General features: G+C 59.2%; 14 protein-coding genes. 7 read left to right on the forward strand and 7 right to left on the reverse strand.

Going from position 1 to position 17,899, the window contains the following annotated elements; genetic code table 11:
* Genes tssM through EFD56_RS19810 form a run of 6 tightly spaced genes read left to right on the forward strand, consistent with a single transcriptional unit; the run spans position 1 to position 8,122 of the window.
* Positions 1-3,531 (forward strand): type VI secretion system membrane subunit TssM, encoded by a 3,531-nt coding sequence (gene tssM, locus EFD56_RS19785; protein ID WP_126906036.1) that lies wholly within the window; start codon positions 1-3, stop codon positions 3,529-3,531.
* Complete coding sequence (gene tagF, locus EFD56_RS19790) at positions 3,513-4,061, forward strand: type VI secretion system-associated protein TagF (protein WP_126906037.1); 549 nt, start codon at positions 3,513-3,515, stop codon at positions 4,059-4,061. The genes tssM and tagF overlap by 19 nt, the downstream gene beginning before the upstream one ends.
* Positions 4,058-5,170: a DUF2169 family type VI secretion system accessory protein gene (locus EFD56_RS19795; RefSeq protein ID WP_064829796.1), complete on the forward strand. Its 1,113-nt coding sequence runs from the start codon at positions 4,058-4,060 to the stop codon at positions 5,168-5,170. Before tagF ends, EFD56_RS19795 begins: the two co-directional genes overlap by 4 nt.
* A complete protein-coding gene (locus EFD56_RS19800) occupies positions 5,167-6,210 on the forward strand; it encodes a beta-ketoacyl synthase N-terminal-like domain-containing protein (protein ID WP_010025338.1) in 1,044 nt (347 codons plus the stop codon). The genes EFD56_RS19795 and EFD56_RS19800 overlap by 4 nt, the downstream gene beginning before the upstream one ends.
* Entirely contained in the window at positions 6,210-7,196 is a 987-nt protein-coding gene (locus tag EFD56_RS19805) for a DUF4150 domain-containing protein (RefSeq protein ID WP_010025340.1), read from the forward strand. Before EFD56_RS19800 ends, EFD56_RS19805 begins: the two co-directional genes overlap by 1 nt.
* Entirely contained in the window at positions 7,193-8,122 is a 930-nt protein-coding gene (locus EFD56_RS19810) for a hypothetical protein (RefSeq protein WP_126906038.1), read from the forward strand. Before EFD56_RS19805 ends, EFD56_RS19810 begins: the two co-directional genes overlap by 4 nt.
* On the opposite strand, the gene EFD56_RS19815 is transcribed toward EFD56_RS19810, so the two are convergent.
* From EFD56_RS19815 to EFD56_RS33175, 4 genes are all read right to left on the reverse strand, one after another.
* Positions 8,113-8,463, reverse strand: a complete 351-nt coding sequence (locus EFD56_RS19815; protein WP_096478062.1) for a hypothetical protein — start codon at positions 8,461-8,463, stop codon at positions 8,113-8,115. The two genes, EFD56_RS19810 and EFD56_RS19815, sit on opposite strands and share 10 nt — an antisense overlap.
* Complete coding sequence (locus EFD56_RS19820) at positions 8,463-8,888, reverse strand: DUF6484 domain-containing protein (RefSeq protein WP_004678716.1); 426 nt, start codon at positions 8,886-8,888, stop codon at positions 8,463-8,465. Before EFD56_RS19820 ends, EFD56_RS19815 begins: the two co-directional genes overlap by 1 nt.
* An 11-nt stretch (positions 8,889-8,899) precedes the next feature.
* The gene (locus tag EFD56_RS19825) at positions 8,900-11,206 is read right to left on the reverse strand and encodes a type VI secretion system Vgr family protein (RefSeq protein ID WP_037147143.1); all 2,307 of its coding nucleotides are present in this window, start codon (positions 11,204-11,206) and stop codon (positions 8,900-8,902) included.
* Positions 11,207-11,398: 192 nt separating this feature from the next.
* Positions 11,399-12,448: a glycosyltransferase gene (locus tag EFD56_RS33175; RefSeq protein WP_245440616.1), complete on the reverse strand. Its 1,050-nt coding sequence runs from the start codon at positions 12,446-12,448 to the stop codon at positions 11,399-11,401.
* 12 nt (positions 12,449-12,460) lie between these two features.
* On the opposite strand from EFD56_RS33175, the gene EFD56_RS33720 reads away from it, so the two are divergent.
* Positions 12,461-13,576, forward strand: coding sequence for a hypothetical protein (locus EFD56_RS33720; RefSeq protein ID WP_425376308.1), 1,116 nt, complete (start codon positions 12,461-12,463; stop codon positions 13,574-13,576).
* 163 nt (positions 13,577-13,739) lie between these two features.
* Here the strand turns inward: EFD56_RS33720 and EFD56_RS19835 are convergent, their stop codons facing one another.
* The 3 genes from EFD56_RS19835 to EFD56_RS19845 form a co-directional block, all read right to left on the reverse strand.
* Complete coding sequence (locus EFD56_RS19835; RefSeq protein WP_126906040.1) at positions 13,740-14,060, reverse strand: hypothetical protein; 321 nt, start codon at positions 14,058-14,060, stop codon at positions 13,740-13,742.
* A gap of 193 nt (positions 14,061-14,253) precedes the next feature.
* Entirely contained in the window at positions 14,254-15,552 is a 1,299-nt protein-coding gene (locus EFD56_RS19840; protein WP_126906041.1) for a phosphoribosyltransferase family protein, read from the reverse strand.
* A gap of 32 nt (positions 15,553-15,584) precedes the next feature.
* Entirely contained in the window at positions 15,585-17,726 is a 2,142-nt protein-coding gene (locus tag EFD56_RS19845; RefSeq protein WP_126906042.1) for a caspase family protein, read from the reverse strand.
* Positions 17,727-17,899: the final 173 nt, after the last annotated feature.

The following is a 17,899-nucleotide window of genomic DNA, read 5'->3' on the forward strand; positions in this document are numbered from 1 at the left end:
ATGGCGATCTTCCGGTTCCTCTGGGCTTTCCTCACCTCTCGCTGGCTGTGGACCTTCATCGGGCTCATTTTGCTGTCCCTCATCGTCTGGATCTTCGGTCCGATCGTCAGCGTCGGAGATAGCACGCCTTTTGCTTCCGAAATCGTGCGATTGGTCATCATCGGCCTTTTGTTCCTCGCGTTCATCATCTGGTGGGTTGCGGCGCGGCGGCGTGCGATGCGCGCCAACCGCCTGTTCGTTTCCGAGATTGCCCCGCAGCCCGAGGCGCCGCCAAGTCCGGCTGAAGAGGGCGTTGCCGCCGTCGGAGTGAAGTTCCGCGAGGTCATGGCGGATCTCAAGCGCCGGAAGGTCGGCGGCCGAAAGTTTCTCCGCGAGATGCCCTGGTATGTCATTATCGGGCCCCCTGCGACGGGCAAGACGACAGCCCTGCGTCAATCCGGATTAAACTTTCCAATCGATCTCACCGACGATCTCCATGGTGTTGGCGGCACGCGCAATTGCGATTGGTTCTTCACCGAGGAGGCGGTCCTGATCGATACCGCCGGCCGCTACGTTCAGCAGGAGAGCCAGCCGGAGGTCGATGCAGCGGAATGGCTGGGCTTCCTCGATCTCTTGAAAAAGCACAGAGGCCGACGTGCGCTAAATGGCGTCGTCGTGGCGCTCGGCATAGACACGCTCTCCGAGGACGATGCGGCGATCCGGATGCATGGAAGACAGATCCGCAAACGCTTGGCCGAGCTTCAGGAACGCATCGGTATTCGCTTGCCCGTCTACCTCATGCTGACGAAAGCCGACCTGATAAAGGGCTTCGAAAGCTTCTTCGGTGCGCTCTCGACCGCCGATCGTGAACAGGTGTGGGGTGTAACATTCCCGCCGGGCGCGCGCATCGACGGCACCGAAGTCACCGGGGAATTCTCCGCCTTGGCGGGCGTGCTCGAACGACGTCTCATTCCGCGCCTCGAAGGTGAAGAGAATCTGGCCGCCCGGGCCGAAATTTTTCGTTTCCCAGCCCAGGTCGAAAGCCTTTCAGAACCGGTTCGTGTGCTGATCGAGACCGTCTTCGGCGAAAGCAAATATTCGGAGAGCGCCTGGTTGCGGGGTATCTATCTCACCTCCGCCACTCAGGAAGGCACGGCAATAGACCGGCTGACAGCAGCATTGGCATCATCCTTCGGCCTGCCTGCCCAACCCGCCGCACCAATGCTGCGGGCCGAAAAGCGCAGCTTCTTTCTCAAAGACCTGCTGACGAAGGTCATTTTCAAGGAGGCTGGCCTCGGCACCTTCGATCCGGCGGCCGAGGATCGGCGTATCTGGATATGGCGCGGCGCCGCCGTGGCAGCAACGGCATTCGTGGTCATTGCCAGTCTGTTGTTCACGATATCCTATCGGAAGAACGATGCCGCCCTCGCGGCGCAGGCCGAGCAGCTCGAAGCCCTGCAGCTTCCCCTGACCCCGGTTGCGGCACGCCAAGCGCCGGTCGACCCTCTTGATCTCGATTTGGCGCTCGAAGCCGTCACGGACGTGGCGAATGCACGGACCGACCAGCCAGGCGGAATAGCTGCCCTGATAGGTCCTTCCGCCGAAACCGAAATTGGCCAGGCGCAGTCGGACGCCTATAACCGCACCCTGCGCAATATATTGGAACCTCGCATGGTCGCCCTGCTCGAGGCGACGATGTGGCGGCAGATCCGCGATCCAGAGTTCCAGTTGGGCGCGCTGAAAACCTATCGCATGATGACCGGCCTGTCGCCGATGGACCCGGACTTCGCCAAACAATGGTGGACGGAGAAATTGCCCGAATCGGCCCCCGTGCCGCCTTTCAAGACCGAGATGGCAGCGGATCATCAGCTTGCAGCGATCGATAATATGGCCACGGAACAGACTTTCGTCGCTCCTGACGAAGCGCTGGTGGGTGAAGCGCTCCGCACGATCTGCTCAATCCCGCTGCCGGTGCGCGCCTATAGCGCATTGCTCTCCGATCCGGAGGTCACGGCTCTGAAGGAATGGGTCCCGGCAGACCATGTCGGCCCCAACGGTCTGAAGGTTCTGGCGCGACGCTCAGACAAGACGCTCAGGGTCGGTATCAGCGGTGCCTTCACCTATGACGGATTTCATAATGTGATCCTGACCCGGCTTGAAGATGTTGCAACGCAGGCCGCGCTGGACCGCTCAGTCTTTGCCGGCGGGTGTTCGGAGAGCGCCAGCCCCTCGGTCGCCGCTCTCTCGCAGGATATCCTCAAGCTCTACTATGACGACTATATCGCCAAGTGGGACAGCTTCATGCGTGACATCAGGCTTGCACCACTGGCCGACCTGCAGACCGCCAGCGAAAACCTTAAGGATCTCTCCAGCGCCGATTCCTCGATGAAGCGTCTGCTAACCGCCATCGTACGGGAGACGGAACTGACCCGTCCCGATGACGATGGCGGCGGCCAGGCACCTCCGCCGGGAGCATCCAAGCTGTTGTCCAAGCTCGGCAAGATAGGCAAACTCGCCGCCAAGGGCGTGAAGATGATGCCTGCAGCCGGCTCCAAGTCGGACGTCGATCTTTCTGGCGCGCTGGTCGCGGAGCATTTCAAACCCATCAAGGCTGCTATTGTCGAGGTCGATGGCCAGCCTCCCGCACTCAACGATGCCGTCGCAGCCTTGACCGCGCTGTCGAACATGCTTCAGACCGTGTCGGCAAGCCCGGATGCGCAGGACGCGATGAAAAGACAGGGCGGACTGGCCGAGCTGACCGGCGCAGTGGCAAAACAAGCCGTGACCCTTCCCGATCCGCTGGACGACTGGCTGGCCGGACTGGCCGGCAATACGAGCGCTCTGGCAACAGGAGCGGTCACTTCAGAGCTCAATGCCATCTGGCGTGCCGACGTGCTTCCCTTCTGCCAGGCAGCGCTCACCAACCGCTATCCGTTCGTCCCCGACAGCGCAATCGACGTCAATGTCGTCGATTTTCAGCGCGTCTTTGGTCCCGGCGGCCTGATCGACAGTTTCATCAATAATAATCTGGTCAACTACATCGACACGACCAGCCATCCCTGGAAATGGCGCTCCGACATCAAGCTCGATCCCGGGCCTCTGGCGGCGCTGGAGCAGGCGCGGCTGATCCGCGACAGTCTCTTTCCGGGGGGCGCCGGGCCAATCCTGACCTTCACGCTCGAGCCGAAAGATCTCTCGCCGACAGTCAGCCGCGTGACCTTGAATGTCGACGGTCAGAGTCTCTCCTACTTCAATAACCCGACGCGCCCGCAGCCCATGACCTGGCCCGGCAAGGATGGCACCGGTGTGATCACCCTCGCCTTCCAGCCCCTCGACGGTTCGCCGGAAGTGATGGTCAGCGAGACTGGAAGCTGGGCATTTCTGCGGATGCTGCGCGCCGGTCGGCTGAGCGGGACCAATCTTGCCGAACTTTACAAGCTGCGCCTTGCTGCCCAAGGCTATTACGCCGATTTCGAGCTTCGCGCGGCAAGTGTCGCCAATCCCTTCGACTTGAAGATGTTTGCGAGGTTCTCGTGCCCGACGCAGCTTTGATCCTGCCTGGATTTTTCGGAAAGCTCCCGGCTATGGGCGATTTCGTCACCCGCCGCCTGCCGGCCTCCTTCGTCGGTCGATGGGACCGCTGGATCAGCCGGCATCTGGTTCACCGGTTTTCGCACGGGCCGATGGAGAACGCTCCGGTCCTGCGCTTTCTGCTCGGCGGAGAGACATTCGGCGCGATGACCGGCGTGATCCTGGCCAGCGCTGATCGTGCGGGCCGGCGGTTTCCGCTGACCATCGCAGCACCGCCCCCTCTTGCCGCCATCGAGATCGCAAGCGTGGCCGCAGAATGGTTCGGTCAGTTGGAGGCGACAGGGACGTCAGCAAGAGACCATAGGATGGACGGCGACGCGTTGGCCGGCGCCCTTGCGGCACTGCCTTATCCGGCGGCCAAGGCATGCGAAGGCCCGGTTCGGGGCATGGTTTTCTGGACATGGAGAGGTGAGATAACTGCGATCGACGCTGCCATGCCCGAGGCCGCGCTTGGGCAGTTTTTCCCCGAAGATGAGAGCCATGTCCCATGAGGATTTGGAACCAGACGGGTTACCCGACCGAATTCACGATGGGCATGGACAAGGCCGGCCATGAGTACATCGTCATCGTCGTCAAGGGGACGTTCGACTTTCCCGATGTCGCAGGCGGCGTCGCGCAGAAATCGTCCGAGCAAGTCCCGCTGGTCATGGCGGACACCTACACTGGCGAACCGGGTTATTCGGCAACTCTTTGGGAATCCGACTTCGCGTTCCGCAAGCCGCGTTGTGACGTCATCGCCAACGGATGCGCATATGCACCGGGCGGCCGGCCAGCCGAACGCGTCACGGTTGGAATAAAGATTGGAAACTGGTCAAAGGTTTTCGAAGTCCTCGGTCAAAGGGAATGGCGGGCTCGAGGCCCGACCTTCGTCGCGACGGCTGCTGAACTCTTCCTGCGTCAGCCCTTTTCATACGATACGGCCTGGGGTGGTGTAGATCGGCTCGATCCCGATGAACAAACGCCCGCAAGTTACAAGCAAAACCCCTACGGCACCGGTTGGGCGCGCACGAGCAATCAGCGCCTTGTTCCCGGCCTGCGGCTGCCGAACACGCAAGCGGTAGACGAAGAAATCCGCTCGCCCTTCGGCGACTATCGGCCGATGAGCTTCGGCCCATATGGCCGGGGTTGCCCGGGCAGGATCGAGTTCGCGGGGACCTATGACCAGAACTGGATCGACAACATCTTTCCGTTCCTGCCTCCCGATTTCGACGAGCGCTATTTTCAGATGGCGCCAGCCGATCAACAGATATCTCACCCCGAAGGTGGTGAGCAGGTAATCCTCGTCAACCTCACTCCCGAGGGGAAGACATGGTTTCTGCTGCCCGATACGGCACTGCCAATGACGATCTTTCGCGATAACGAGGTAGTGCTTGACAAGATCATCCGACCCGACACGCTGCTGTTCGACATCGAGAGCAGGCGCCTATCAATGGTCTGGCGAACGGAGGTGCGGATACGGAAAGTCATCACCGAGTTCGAGGAGGCCTGGGTCGGTCCTCCGACAGCGACGATGAGAAGGGCTCGGGAAGAAGGCAAGCAATATATCCGGGATGTGGCAACGCAGAAGGAAGTGGTCGCTGATGATGAGGTGGGGGCATGACGACCCGTGCGCTGGACGTCCTTGCCTGCGGGATGGTGACCGCGGTTGGTCTCGATGCGCCGTCTGCCTGTGCCGCCATACGCGCGCACGTTGATGGATTTCAGGAAACGGGATTTCAGTCAGGCCCGGATGAGCCGATCATCGGCGCTCCGATCCCCTTAATCCCTGAAGTCGTGGGCGAGCAGCGCATGGCCTACATGGTTGCTGCCGCGATCCGAGAAAGTCTGGATCCCTTGTCCACCCCGCGTGCAATGGCCGCCCAGCTGGTACTTTGCCTTCCCGAGGAAGGTCGTTCCGGTTCACCGATCGAAGACAGCGTGCGGCTCGTCCGCCGAATTGGCGATCTCCTCGGGAATTCGGCCACAGGGCCCACGCGCGTGATCAGCGAGGGAAGGCCGGCAGGACATGCCGCCTTGCGAACGGCAGCGCGATTGTTGGCCGATGCGGACACAGACCACGTCGTCATCGCCGGTGTGGATAGTTATCTCACGGCTGGAACGGTCACGCACTATCTGGCCGAGAACCGATTGCTGACGCCAGACAACGCCAATGGTTTCATTCCGGGCGAAGCCGCCGGCGCGATCCTCTGCGGCCGGGCGGGACAAGGCAATTTCCGACTCGCCGGGCTAGGTCTCAGTCGAGAACAGGCTTTCATCTACAACGGGCTCGATGCAGACGGGATGCATCTACCATTGCGTGGCGATGGCATGACGGCGGCCTATAGGGAGGCCCTGGCGGAATGCAGGATTGAAATGGCGGGTCTTGGCTACAGGATCGCAGATCTCATCGGTGAGCAATATTGGTTCAGACAATCGGCCCTTGCGTCGATCCGGCTGGTTCGCGGGGCCCACGACTTTCAAGATATCCGGTCTCCCGCCGAATCGCTCGGCAACGTGGGAGCCGCCGTCGTACCGATCATGGTCGGAATGGCGATGACCGCAGCCGCCAAAGGCTATTCGGGCGGCAGCCCCGTCCTCATCGAGGCATCCAACGACAGCGGTGCTTGCGGTGCTGCGATCTTCGCATCCAGGGTGCAGTGATGGGAAATGTCTTTGCGAACGGATTGGAGATTTCGGGCAAGGGCTCCGATGGAAAGACCATTGCCGCATTCCCCGACACCTGTTTCACTCCGCCCCAAACGCCCGCTACGCCACCGGGCGTGCCCGTTCCCTATCCGAGCTTCGGCACGTCGAGCGATACCGACAAGGGCACGAGCACGGTCAAGATCGGTGGCCAGACGGTCAACATCAAGAACAAATCCTATCTGTCGAAGACAACCGGAACGGAAGCCGGTTGCGCCCCCAAGAAAAACCTCATCACCTCGAGGAATACAGGCAAGGAGTATTTCCACTCCTGGTCGAATGACGTAAAATTCGATGGCGAGCCGGTCATTCGTTTCAGCGATATGGCGACCAATGACCACGCATCGCCACAGGCCGGTACGCCGCCTTGGGTTCATGTGCTCTCGGCAAATGTCGGAGGAATAACGTGCGGCACGCTGCTGCAGAAGATGAACCTACGTCTGCATCAGCACAACAAGAAAAATTGTCCGCAGGGATATCAGTCGGAACACTATGTCGGAAATGAATACTTCCAGCCCGATCGTGCTCATAATACCTCCTACGATCAGTGGAAGGATTACAGCGTGCGCACGGCACCATGTGTCTGCATCCGTTCGATGAAGCACAAGAAGGGCGGCGGATTCCAGGAAACCGGCAAAGGAAGCCGCAAGGACACTCCCCATGACACGAAGACGAAGGCGGTCAACGACTACAACGCAAAACTGGAAGCTCAGACAGGCAGGTCCCCCAAGTTACGGGGGGCTGTCGCCAAGGGAACGAAGTCGATCTCCGAACAACACAAGGAGTGCAAGAATTCGAGCCCTGCCACGCAAGAGAAGGTCGCGAAATGTCTAACCATGATATTTATGGCCTATATCCAGAGTGTCGTCGGTCCCCCTCCTCCCACGAAATCAATGGAGGAACTTAATGAGATGCGGACGATGCGTCACAGGACAGTGGCATGACCGCACGCAAGACAATAGACGATGTGCCTTCACAGGAAGTCTACCTGGAGGCAATGCGCGGCTATCATCTTGGCGGCACGCTTTTTGGCGTTTCGATTGAACTCAGCGATGAATATAGGGAGTGCGGCCGTTCCTATCTGCTGATAGTGGATTTCACTGGGCGGAGCGCCCGGTTTCATGTTCTCTTGCAGCTGGAAAACCAGATGTTGTCGCACATCAGCGGTTCGCAAGATGATCACGTGTTGCTGGAGGTCGGCGGCCTCACCCATTTCCTGCGCGGCAGTTCGCACACCACCGCACGGGCGCCAGAGCCCTTCTTTCACAAGCTGTTCCGCCTGCCCGATGGAACTCTCTTCACCTACGGCGAGGACGGCTGCGTGTGTCGTTTTGACGGCATTTCGTGGCAGCCGATCCAACCGCTGGTATCGTCATTCCTGAGAGCCATGCATGGGCCGTCGGCCGAGCTCCTTCATGTGGCGGGCAACAATGGTACTCTCCTCCGTCTACAAGGGGACCGTTGGCGGCAGGTTCCGCTCGATTTCAACCGGTCAATCGAAGCGATCCATGTCTCGCCCAACGGGACGGTCAGCATCGGCTGCGAAGACGGCATCTGCTTTGAGTACCGAGACAATCTGTTGAAAGTGATCAAGGCGCCCGACAGTGATTTCATGTCGATATGTGACTTCAAGGGGGCTCGGTTTTGGGGCGATAATGACTTCGGGGTTTTTGTCCAAGACAATCACCTCCTGAAAGAGTTCCGGGCCTTGGGCTTTGCCTACGCGATGCAGCCATCGCCCGATTTGCTCGTCGTCACCGGCTGGAAAGAGATCTTCGTGTTTGACGGAAATTCCTGGTCGGGGTTCGAATTTGGCTACGATGGACAGCTGTATATTCAGGTCATCGACATGAGCAGGCGTTATCTCTGAGCGCTCCCGCCGTTGACGGTCAGATATTCCCGGACCTTGTCCAGGTCCAGTTCCTTCACAGGGATCAATCGTCTGGCGCTCAGCATCCGCACCACAAATAGCTCGCCCGCCTCGGGAAATTCCGCATATCGCTCCTTGGCGATCTCCTGCCCTGCCTCCCCCGCCACTCGCAAGCCGTCTAAATGGGCCTCAAGACGCTCGACCAGCCGAGCAAGCCGCTCCTCATCCATGTCAGGATTTTCGTCCGGGTGAAGCAAATGGTAGTCGTAGACAGTCCATAAGAACGCCGCCATTTCGGCGTGTTGACGGACGATCTCACGAAGGACGGGCGCGGCGGGCATCAGTTGAGGTTCACCGATCCACCACGGACGCGATTGGCTGCGCTAGCGTGGCTCGTCACATAAGTGCCACGGATGGTGATGTGCCCATCCTTTTCCATGATGATCGTCGCTTTGCCGCAACGAAGCTCGATCCGCTCTCCGGCTGTGATCTGGACACGCTCGCCGTCACGAACGACATTCGGCGTCGGCGCCCCGCGCGCCGGATCGACGATGCGCCCTACGATCAGCGGCCGAGACGGGTCCCCGCCCTCGAAGAGTAACGCTACCTCAGCCCCGACCATGGCAGACGTGAGCTCTGCCAAGCTTTTCGCACGGAGCGCTGTCTCCTCGGGATTGCCGGGAAACACGACCAATGGCACGCCTGCATCGAAACCCAGCAACAGCCCGATGACTACTCCCTCAATCCGCTCCAGAATGTCGGACATATGACCCATCCTCAATTATGATTGATCTTGCTGCCCTTCCATGTGACCTCTCCCGAGGCCTTGCCATTGAATTTACCCGAGGCGTTGATCGAAATGTCCTTGCCTTCGATCGAGATCGTGCCGTCCTTCTTCATCGCGATGCTTGCCGACCCGCACTTGATGACGACCGAGTCCCCCGCTTCGATCAGCAGGTCCTGACCGATCTTGATCGCTCCGTCTTCGCCCACCTCGACAAGACTGCCCTTGGCGACTTTCACCGCCCTGCTTGCGCCGATCTCCGTCGAATCGTCATCGCCGATCTTGGCGCTACGCGCCTTGCCGATGCTGCTCGTCTGCCCACCGGCGATCGACACGCTCTGGTCGGAACCGATATTCCAGCTGTCGGACGAGCCCACTTCGTGGCTCTGGCCGGCACCGACGCTGACAGAACGGGACGCGCCGATCGTGTTTGATTGCGTCGCGCCGACCGATCGTGTCTCCGGCCCGCCGACGGTATCGACGCGTGCCGCGCCAACCGTCACCGTCTGGACGATTGCGACGGTCTGGGTATGACTGGCACCGATGGTTTCCGTCGAGTTTGAGCCGATACTGATCGTCTCGTTGGAACCGACTGTAAGAGAGCGATTGGATCCCACCGTCTCGGTGTCGTTCGATCCGATATTGACGGTGCGGTCGACACCCACCTTGGTCGTCTTGTTGTTGCCGACATCCTCGTCGAGGTTCACGCCGACTGAGTGCTTGGCGTTGTTGTCGATGCGATCCGACTGGTCGTGTTGGACGAGCTTGCTGCGATCGTGTTTGACCAGGAGGTTGTGGTCCTTCTGCGCCTGTAAATAGACCTCCTCCGAACCGGCTTTGTCTTCGAAACGCAATTCGTTCCAGCCACCGCCCCCCGGCGACGAATTCGTCTTCAATCCGGATTGCGTGGCGTTTCCCGGCAACTCGTAGGGCGGCATTTCCTTGCCGTTATAGACCCTGCCGGTGATGATGGGTCGATCAGGATCCCCTTCGAGAAAGTCGACAATCACTTCCTGGCCGATCCGCGGAATCTGAATGAAGCCCCAGCCAGCGCCGCTCCAGGTCTGCGACACGCGCACGAAACAGGAGCTGTTCTGATCCTTCTTGCCGAGGCGATCCCAGTGGAACTGCACTTTCACGCGGGCATATTTGTCGGTGAAAATTTCCTCGCCCGCGGGACCGACCACGGTCGCGGTCTGGGGCCCGCGCATGACCGGCCTTATCGTGTTGCGAGGCGGCCGATAGGTGATGGAGGTTGGAGCGACCTGGAATGTGGCTCGAAAGGTTTCTTCCCCTGCATAGGCGGCAGGTCGGTACCCCGGATCGAAGAGGCGATAGTCGGCGTGCAGCACAACGTATTCCGCGTTCTGGTCCTTGCGCGGGAAATTCTCGAGTTTGAAAGTGCAACCGGAAGCCAGACCCCGCACCGTGCCGGCAGCGGCGATCCGTTGATGTGCCGCCTGAATTTCCTCCCGCCGCACGACGGCAACCGCATCGCCCCGGCCGACCGTCAGATGCGCGCCCGGATGGCGATAATGCTCTCCCTGGGCCTCTGCGTGAGAGAACGGTTGCGCCGATTGCGCCATGAGGTCGGCGCCCGGCTTGGTGAAGTCGTAGTCCGTGTGGGCAAAAGTGCCGGGCTGGACGGAACTGGTCGAAACCCAGTCCGTCATGTATTCCTCATCCCGACGCACGGGATCGCCCTCGGCCCGGAACTTGACGCTGCTATAGCCTGGCACCGGCTTCAGCTTGTTCATGGCGTCGGCCAGGACGAGGGTGTGTTCGCCCTCGCCATACTCGAAGAAATACATGATGCCTTCGTGCTCGAGCAGCCTCTGCACGAAGTCAAGGTCGGTCTCGTCATATTGCACGCAGTATTCCCGCGCTTCGTAGGTACCCTGCAACCGCTTTTCGTATTTTGCCGCCTTGTATTTCGAGAAGATCTTCTCGACGATTTCGACGACGCTCATATTCTGGAAGATACGGCAATCGGTGCTGTTGCCGAGCAGCCAAAGCCAGGGTCGCACCTCCGCCTCGTAGTAGGCAAACCTCTCCTCGATGCGCGTCAGGCGAAAATCGGTGACGAGCCCGCTGAACCAGCGTTTCTTGTCTCCGCTTTCTCCTTCTATCGACAGGGGTTTTCCGAGCAGCTTCAGTGCGTCGACATTCTCATCGGAACTGATGAAGCCGACAGTGAAGGCAAAACACCGGCTGACCTCATCGCGACCGATGAGATGCGTGAAGGTCAGCGCTTCGGATCCAAGCGGCGTCTGGACGGTTGTCTTGCGATCATCAGCCATGCGGAGAATGCCCCTGTCCCGTGACGCCGGCGATCCCGATGATGAAGCCTAGCACAAAGGCCCGTCGCCCCGGAAGGGACATCGACACTGCAGCAATCCGATGCCTGTCGCCTGGCTGCCCGCTAGACCGCCCGACACGCCCGAAAGGAGGCACTCGGCCCGATCCGCGCAGTCGGAGCAGTGGGGAAAGTGTCATACGCGTGCGATCGCTCCCCCCAGCGCGCGATCAGTTCTGACAGAGAATGCGAGCTCTTCGATCGCTCGTGCCGCTTCACGTGCGCCATTGGCAAAAACGATGCGGCCTGCTCGCATCCGCTGCTGGGCGAGAAAATCCTCCGACAGGGCGAGTTCGACCGCCTCGTGCGCTCGCTCGACATCGCCTGCTCTGAGACAGAGCCCCAAACCGGCGCTTTGCGCATAGGCGGCTCGGATGGCTTGCTCGTCCATCTCGGGCGCCTCATTCGGAACGAAGATTGCCGGGATGCCGCCATAAACAGCTTCGTGGAAGCTGTTGTAGCCGGCATTCGTGATCATCAGGTCGACAGCGTTGAAATGTCTGGCAATCGGATAAATCGCCTTTTGCACGGTGCCTGCAATATGATCCTCTCGCTTCGCGGCAAGGGGATTGATAGCATCGACGACCTGGACGCCATGTTTAAGGAGTCCGTTGATGATCGCCGGCCGCAGCCGGCTGACGTCGAAATTTCGTTCCGAACCGAGCTGCACGACGGCGACAAGACCGGCTGGATCGACACCGAGAGCCGATGCAGCTTCTGCCCGCGAGAGCCTGTCATCATTGTCAATGAGGAGGATCGGAGAAACGCCGATCACGCCGGCGCGCAATTGCGCAGTGATGCCGTGATCTTCGTCCGCGGCAAACTCGCCCGGCTCGATCACCATGTCGAACCGATGCTGCATCGACGGATCGAGATCGTGACGGGAAGCCCACATCCCGCGGCGGATCCAGACCCAGTTCAGATCGGGACGGGCGGCCAGCACTTTCAGCAGGCCCGGAAAGGGATGGTTGCTGTCGAAGACGACGCTGTTGATGGCAAATGCCTCCACGGCAGCCAGCAATTCCTGTGCGAAGACCTCGTTCCAGCTGTCGTCCGTCACTCCGATCTTCGGGGCGGACGGTATGTAGTCGACCGGGTGTCCCCGTGCTTCGATAATCGAAGACCCGGCCGACATTGTCAGGAAAACGGGCTCCATGTCAGGCGACATGCGCTCGGCGATTGCCATCAATCGCGTGATATGGCCAAGGCCTATGCCATTTGTCGCGACAAACAGGACGCGCCGCCGTCCCGTCGGCGACCGTTGGGATCTTCGCGGCCCGGAGCGGACCGTTGCGTGCCCGCTCGACGCGGAGAGAGCGTCAGCGTCAACGGGGTTGCCGGCGGTGACAAGCGCGGGAGGCAAGCAAAGCCCGAGTTCGTCATAGAGCTCACGCATTCTTTCCGGGTATCGGCTCGTCGAAAACTTCTTCTCGACCAATGTGCGCGCGGCTGCCGACTGTGCGCGGAAGGCCTCGGGAGAGGCGAGAAATCTCTGCAGAACCTTGGTTGTTTCCTCAGGCCGGCAATAGACCGCACCGTCTTCGAAAAGGTCACGAAACGAAGGGTCCAGGATGGTCACAAGCCCGCTCGCCATCGCTTCCGCAATGCCAATGCCAAACGCCTCAACCCATCGCCGGCTGTGAAAGAACACATAGAAATCAAGCTTGCTCAGGAACTGAGGCACACCGCTGTTCGAGTAGGGCAAGGTGTTCCAGTTGGATCCAATCAAAGGCACGATTTGTTCTGGCACACCGCCCATGACCTTGATCTGGACATTACCAAGATCGGGATAGGCCGCGCGCAACTCAGCCTCGGTGTCCGGCCATTTCAGGAGATCGCAACGGGAATGTCTGCCGATAACCGCCCGTTCGCATGGCGGCTGCGCGGTCCTGATCGGCCACTCGTCAAGGTCGATCAGATTGAAAAGATCATGGCGCAAGAGCTCAGGTCTGCCGGCGATGATGTCTTCGAACTGATGCCGCACCTTGGGGCCGACCGGTGCGAAGATGACGGGTGCCCCGAACATTCTCTCCAGATTTCGTTTCACCACCTCGAAATTATATTGCGCATTGCCGGCTCCGTCGAAGGGCGGATGCTGGACCGCAAGGAGGACGACCTTCGATCTGAGGCGCAGCGGCCGTGTCGGCATGTGCGCGAACGCCAGCGGATTATGCGCGAAGAGAATGTCGCACTCGACTGCCTCCTCGCCCGTCAGCCACGGCACCTCCTGACGCTCAAGAACGTCGAGAAGACGTTCCTCGAACCGTCTGGAACGAATGTCGGAAACACCGAGAAATGGAAGCAGAGCCGTTGAGAGGCCAAATTGCCGAGCGGACTGGATCTCGACCCGCACCGCCGATGAGGAGCCGCCATAAAATCGAGGATCGGCTGCATGGACAATATCAAAATGCATTCGAAAGCCAGATTGGGTCTATCAATGCTACCAAAGTCAGTTCGCCGTTGACAGGTTGGTTGCTTCAATAAGCGCTGCCGCTGCGGCCGAAAGACGAGTTACGTTCGGGATTGTCCAAATTTCTGACAGCTACTGGCTTCGGTTTGATCGACCGGGTAACCCTTGATGCCGCAACCGGGACATAGGAACTGTTCGGATACTTGCTGATAAAGTTGCGATAGGCTTGATCGGTGTTGCTTCGCCGTGCGTTGCGCCAGGCCACTTCTTCATCGGCGGTAGGCGCATTTCGGTAACCGCTGATCATCGACGCCAGCGTCATATTCGAGCCTTGAGAGGTGCATGAGGCAAGAATCAGCGTTCCGAGGATAGAAATTTTGCGAAGCATATGTTGCCCTCCCCGCAGCTTATTTTAGTAAGCATTCACAAACTACCGAAGTCAATGCCCGCAAGGTCAAACTCATTATTTTCGCTGGTACGAGGCGGCCTTGAAGGACTTCTCCGGCCTTTCAAGCAACGAATAGATGCACGTTTCAACTGACAGATTAATCAGCGGCTTGTCCAGGGTGCCCGCCTTTTCGCTATGACAACTGTTCGGCGAGGAATTCCTCGAAGCTCAGCCCCAACGTCACCTCGCGCGAGATCGCCCATTTTTGCAAGATAAGGTCGTAGCGTCGGCGAACATAGTCCTGATATTGCCCGGACGAAAGCGACGGAAGGTGGCGCACCTGCGGAATGAATTCGGCCGGCGTCTCTACCCGGGACATGAGTTCCTGATGGAAATCGGAAAGAACGATGATCGGATATTCGTTCTTGGCCATGCAAATTTTACGGATGGACTCGATGGCTTCGAGAAAGCCGTCTGGTCTTGGCCCGAGCCAGGTGACAAGCGTTCGCGACTTTGCCCGATTGTGCGCATCGGCAATCGTATAGCGGAGCGCCTCAGGGATTGTCTGCTCTCGCCTCAAGAACGCGAAAGGGTCGAAAGGCATTCTCATGTTGAACAAGCCGCGCAACGGGGTGGTTGGTAAAACCATCTGGTGGGTCTCCGTGCAAAGGACTGGCTTGTTCGACAATCTAGCAATCTCGTTCGCCTGCCTAAGATCACTCTCGACAAAGATCTCAGCGTCACACTGCCGATAAAAGGCCGCCTTGAATTTTGCATGCGTGCCCCGCCGCCGACGCTCCGCCGCGCTCGGCAGATCCAGCATGATGAGCTTGCCGTAGTCGATCGCATTTGTACGTAGCCAGGCCTCGGTCAAGGACCGGTACTTCTCGAGCCGGCTGGTCACGAGATAGGCGATGAATCGCGTCGGTTTGTGAAGCGCCCGTGCATTTCTCAAGAAGGCTTCATAGGCCGGGCCATCGTCATTTTCCGTATCGGTCGGGTCGAGGCAGAGCACCCCATCAATATCGATGCACGCCTTCGACAACAGGCCGTGATGCATGAAATTCCACTGGAACAGCCTGGGCTGTTCGACGACCTCGAATATAAAGTCGACATCGTCGTCGCTACCGTGCAGGCCGTAGACCGCCGCGAAGACAAATTGAGCGCGTGTTTTGCATGCCATCAATTTGGCTTTGGCTTCCCGCATGGCGCCGCCGGTATTGATGCTGTCGTCGAGGACAAGAACCTTTCGAACATCCGACGCGCTCCTGAACGAAGCGGTATTCTTCGTTGCACCGAACGAATAGACGCGGCCTTCGATGAAGCTGTCCAGATCGGTCGTCGGCAGGTTGGCGACAAGGCCGAGCATGTTCGCAGCCAGCAGGCCGCTGCGTGGGATACCGACGACCAGATCGATCTCGCGAGGCAGCATGTGCAACCCGTCGACAATCGTTCTGTGCAGATCCGATATCGAGCGATACGCTATCCCCATGCCGATACCCCTTTCAGGTCACCTCCGAAACGTCATTTGCCGTTCTGTTCCAGAAAGAGATCGACCTGGGCTTCGATCTTCTGCCGTGTTGCCGTGTCGAGCTTCTTGCCGATCGCCGCGCGCGCTTCATCGGCTCGATTGACGCCCAGCTTTTCGGCCAGCACCCCATAATAATAGGCGAGCGGCACATCCGCCTTTCCCGTGAAGCTGCCTTTGTCGTAACCGAAGGCAAGATCGAGATTAGCCAGTTCCAGGCCGCGATTGGCAGATAACTTGAAGAGGGAAAGCGCTCGGTTCCGATCGGCAGGAAGTTTATCGGCGCCTTTCAGGTACAATCTCGCGGCATAATAGGGGGCGTATTTGTTGCCCATGTCCGTTGCCTTGAGCAGGGTCTCCAAGCCACGTCCAAGGTCCTTCTTGCTGCCCTCTCCGCTGATATAGGCCTGGCCTAGATTTGCCATGGCGTCGATCTGGCCCGTATCGGCCGCCGCAGTGTAAAGTGCGACAGCCTGCGAGGCATCCTGCTTTACCCCCGTGCCCAGCCTGTAGCAGTCACCCAGCGCCGTGATGGCGTTGGCCCACCCGCTGGAAGCGGCAAGACGATACCAGAGAATGCCTTCTTCCGGCGCCTTCGAGACCCCTTGGCCAAGAATATAGGCCGTGCCGACGTTGGTGCGCGCGCGCAGGTTGCCCATTTTTGCGGCCGCCATGTAGTAGGAGAGCGCCTGGTCGTAGTCGACCTTCCGGCCAATCCCCATGCGAGCCATATAGCCAAGGTTGACGAGAGCCGCGCTATACTGATGGCCGCCGGCGACTTTATAGAAATACTCCGCCCAATTATATCGACCGGCGATCTCGAGAACACGACCAAGCTGATACTGCAGCCGGGGATTGTTCGGGTCTGCTGCAAGCGCAAAGGCGCAGGCCCGTAACGCGTCGCGAACATTGACGAGACCATTACTGACGCCGGGAACCTGTCGCTGCGGATCGTTCGGGTCGGCACCATAAAGATCGCATTCGGTCACAAGACTGCGCATCCCGCCCGCCGTCTCAGGCAGTACACTCGGCCACATTCTGAACGTTTCGCTCACCGCCCGCTCGCCCGATTGCTGGAAGACGAACTCCTTAGCCTCGGCCTCGCCCGCGCTCGGCACCTGGCTGGCAATGGATGAGGCGACAAGGCTCTCGCGCACATAGAGCCCGCGTTTCGAAAGGGCGGCAACCTGGACACGACTCTTTTCCTCCGCCTCGGCCGCGTGCGCGCTTTGGGGAAAGATCTTCGCGAAGCGCTCGAAATCGGCAGGATCCGGACTATCCTTGATGAAGGTCCACAGCACCTCGTCAATTTTAACCGGGCTCGAGGTTTCGGCGGGGGGAACGACGGCTTCCGCGTCCAAGATTGCCGCCTGTGGCCGGAACACGAACCGCGTTTCAATCGAACCGGTGATCCAAGGTATTTGGGCATTGCCAGTCGCTTGCCTGACATCGCCGCGAACCGTTCGAAACGTGTCATAAACATCCAGGTTCGGTCGCTGCAGGGCATTGGCGAGCGCCGACGAATACGGGCTATTCAGCCCGGTGCCATCATAGGCGACTTCACCGGCGCTCGTTGCGTAAGCCACCAAGACCTGCCCACTTCCCGCCTCAGTGTCTGCCAGCCCCTGATGCAGACCCTGGAAATTGGCAGCCGGATTGTTTCTGCATGCATCAAGAATGAAGAGCTTCAGCCCGACGGGGTCGTTCTTGACGATATCGATGAGGTCGTTGAGCACGATTGCATCGGCAACGACCCGTTGCGCGGAGCTGGTATCGACGTCCACCGGCAATAAGAGATTGCGGCCGGCGGCCTGCAAGGCGTGGCCGGCATAGTAAAAAACGGCAATATCGGCACCGACCAGATGCGTCCGAACCGTCTCTTTGAGATCCCCGACCGCCTCTTTCTTCAGGTCGTAAAACAACAGTACGTCAAAATTCAATTCGGTGAGCGTACTGGCGATCAGCTTGGCGTCATTCTGGGGATTGCTCAACGGCGCAAAAGGATAGTCGCTATTGCCAATAACAATTGCCGCACGCCTTTCTGCGTGAGCAGATCCCGTGAAGACTTGACACGCGATCAGTAGGAACAGGCAGATAAAAAAACGTAAGACTCGTCCTTGCGCAGATGTGGAAACCATCACTATCGCTCCATGACAAGACCGCGCCCGAAACCATCGGAGCAAAGCCCGAACGTCGCTTTGTCTGCCTCATTCCCACAATTGAGAATTTGAAGTGGATTCGCGCCCGGATAATCTCAGCCAGTCTAGCTATTTACACACCAAGGAGTGGCCCTTCTGCAATACACAAATGA

The sequence above is a fragment of the Rhizobium phaseoli genome (genome assembly GCF_003985125.1).
Lineage (GTDB): Bacteria > Pseudomonadota > Alphaproteobacteria > Rhizobiales > Rhizobiaceae > Rhizobium > Rhizobium phaseoli.

Coding starts and splice junctions, on each gene's coding strand:
- tssM (WP_126906036.1), top strand. CDS start 1: ATGGCGATCTTCCGGTTCCTCTGGGCTTTCCTCACCTCTCGCTGGCTG.
- EFD56_RS19795 (WP_064829796.1), top strand. CDS start 4,058: ATGAGGATTTGGAACCAGACGGGTTACCCGACCGAATTCACGATGGGC.
- EFD56_RS19800 (WP_010025338.1), top strand. CDS start 5,167: ATGACGACCCGTGCGCTGGACGTCCTTGCCTGCGGGATGGTGACCGCG.
- EFD56_RS19805 (WP_010025340.1), top strand. CDS start 6,210: ATGGGAAATGTCTTTGCGAACGGATTGGAGATTTCGGGCAAGGGCTCC.
- EFD56_RS19810 (WP_126906038.1), top strand. CDS start 7,193: ATGACCGCACGCAAGACAATAGACGATGTGCCTTCACAGGAAGTCTAC.
- EFD56_RS19815 (WP_096478062.1), bottom strand. CDS start 8,463: ATGCCCGCCGCGCCCGTCCTTCGTGAGATCGTCCGTCAACACGCCGAA.
- EFD56_RS19820 (WP_004678716.1), bottom strand. CDS start 8,888: ATGTCCGACATTCTGGAGCGGATTGAGGGAGTAGTCATCGGGCTGTTG.
- EFD56_RS19825 (WP_037147143.1), bottom strand. CDS start 11,206: ATGGCTGATGATCGCAAGACAACCGTCCAGACGCCGCTTGGATCCGAA.
- EFD56_RS33175 (WP_245440616.1), bottom strand. CDS start 12,448: ATGGCAATCGCCGAGCGCATGTCGCCTGACATGGAGCCCGTTTTCCTG.
- EFD56_RS33720 (WP_425376308.1), top strand. CDS start 12,461: ATGGCCAAGGCCTATGCCATTTGTCGCGACAAACAGGACGCGCCGCCG.
- EFD56_RS19835 (WP_126906040.1), bottom strand. CDS start 14,060: ATGCTTCGCAAAATTTCTATCCTCGGAACGCTGATTCTTGCCTCATGC.
- EFD56_RS19840 (WP_126906041.1), bottom strand. CDS start 15,552: ATGGGGATAGCGTATCGCTCGATATCGGATCTGCACAGAACGATTGTC.
- EFD56_RS19845 (WP_126906042.1), bottom strand. CDS start 17,726: ATGGTTTCCACATCTGCGCAAGGACGAGTCTTACGTTTTTTTATCTGC.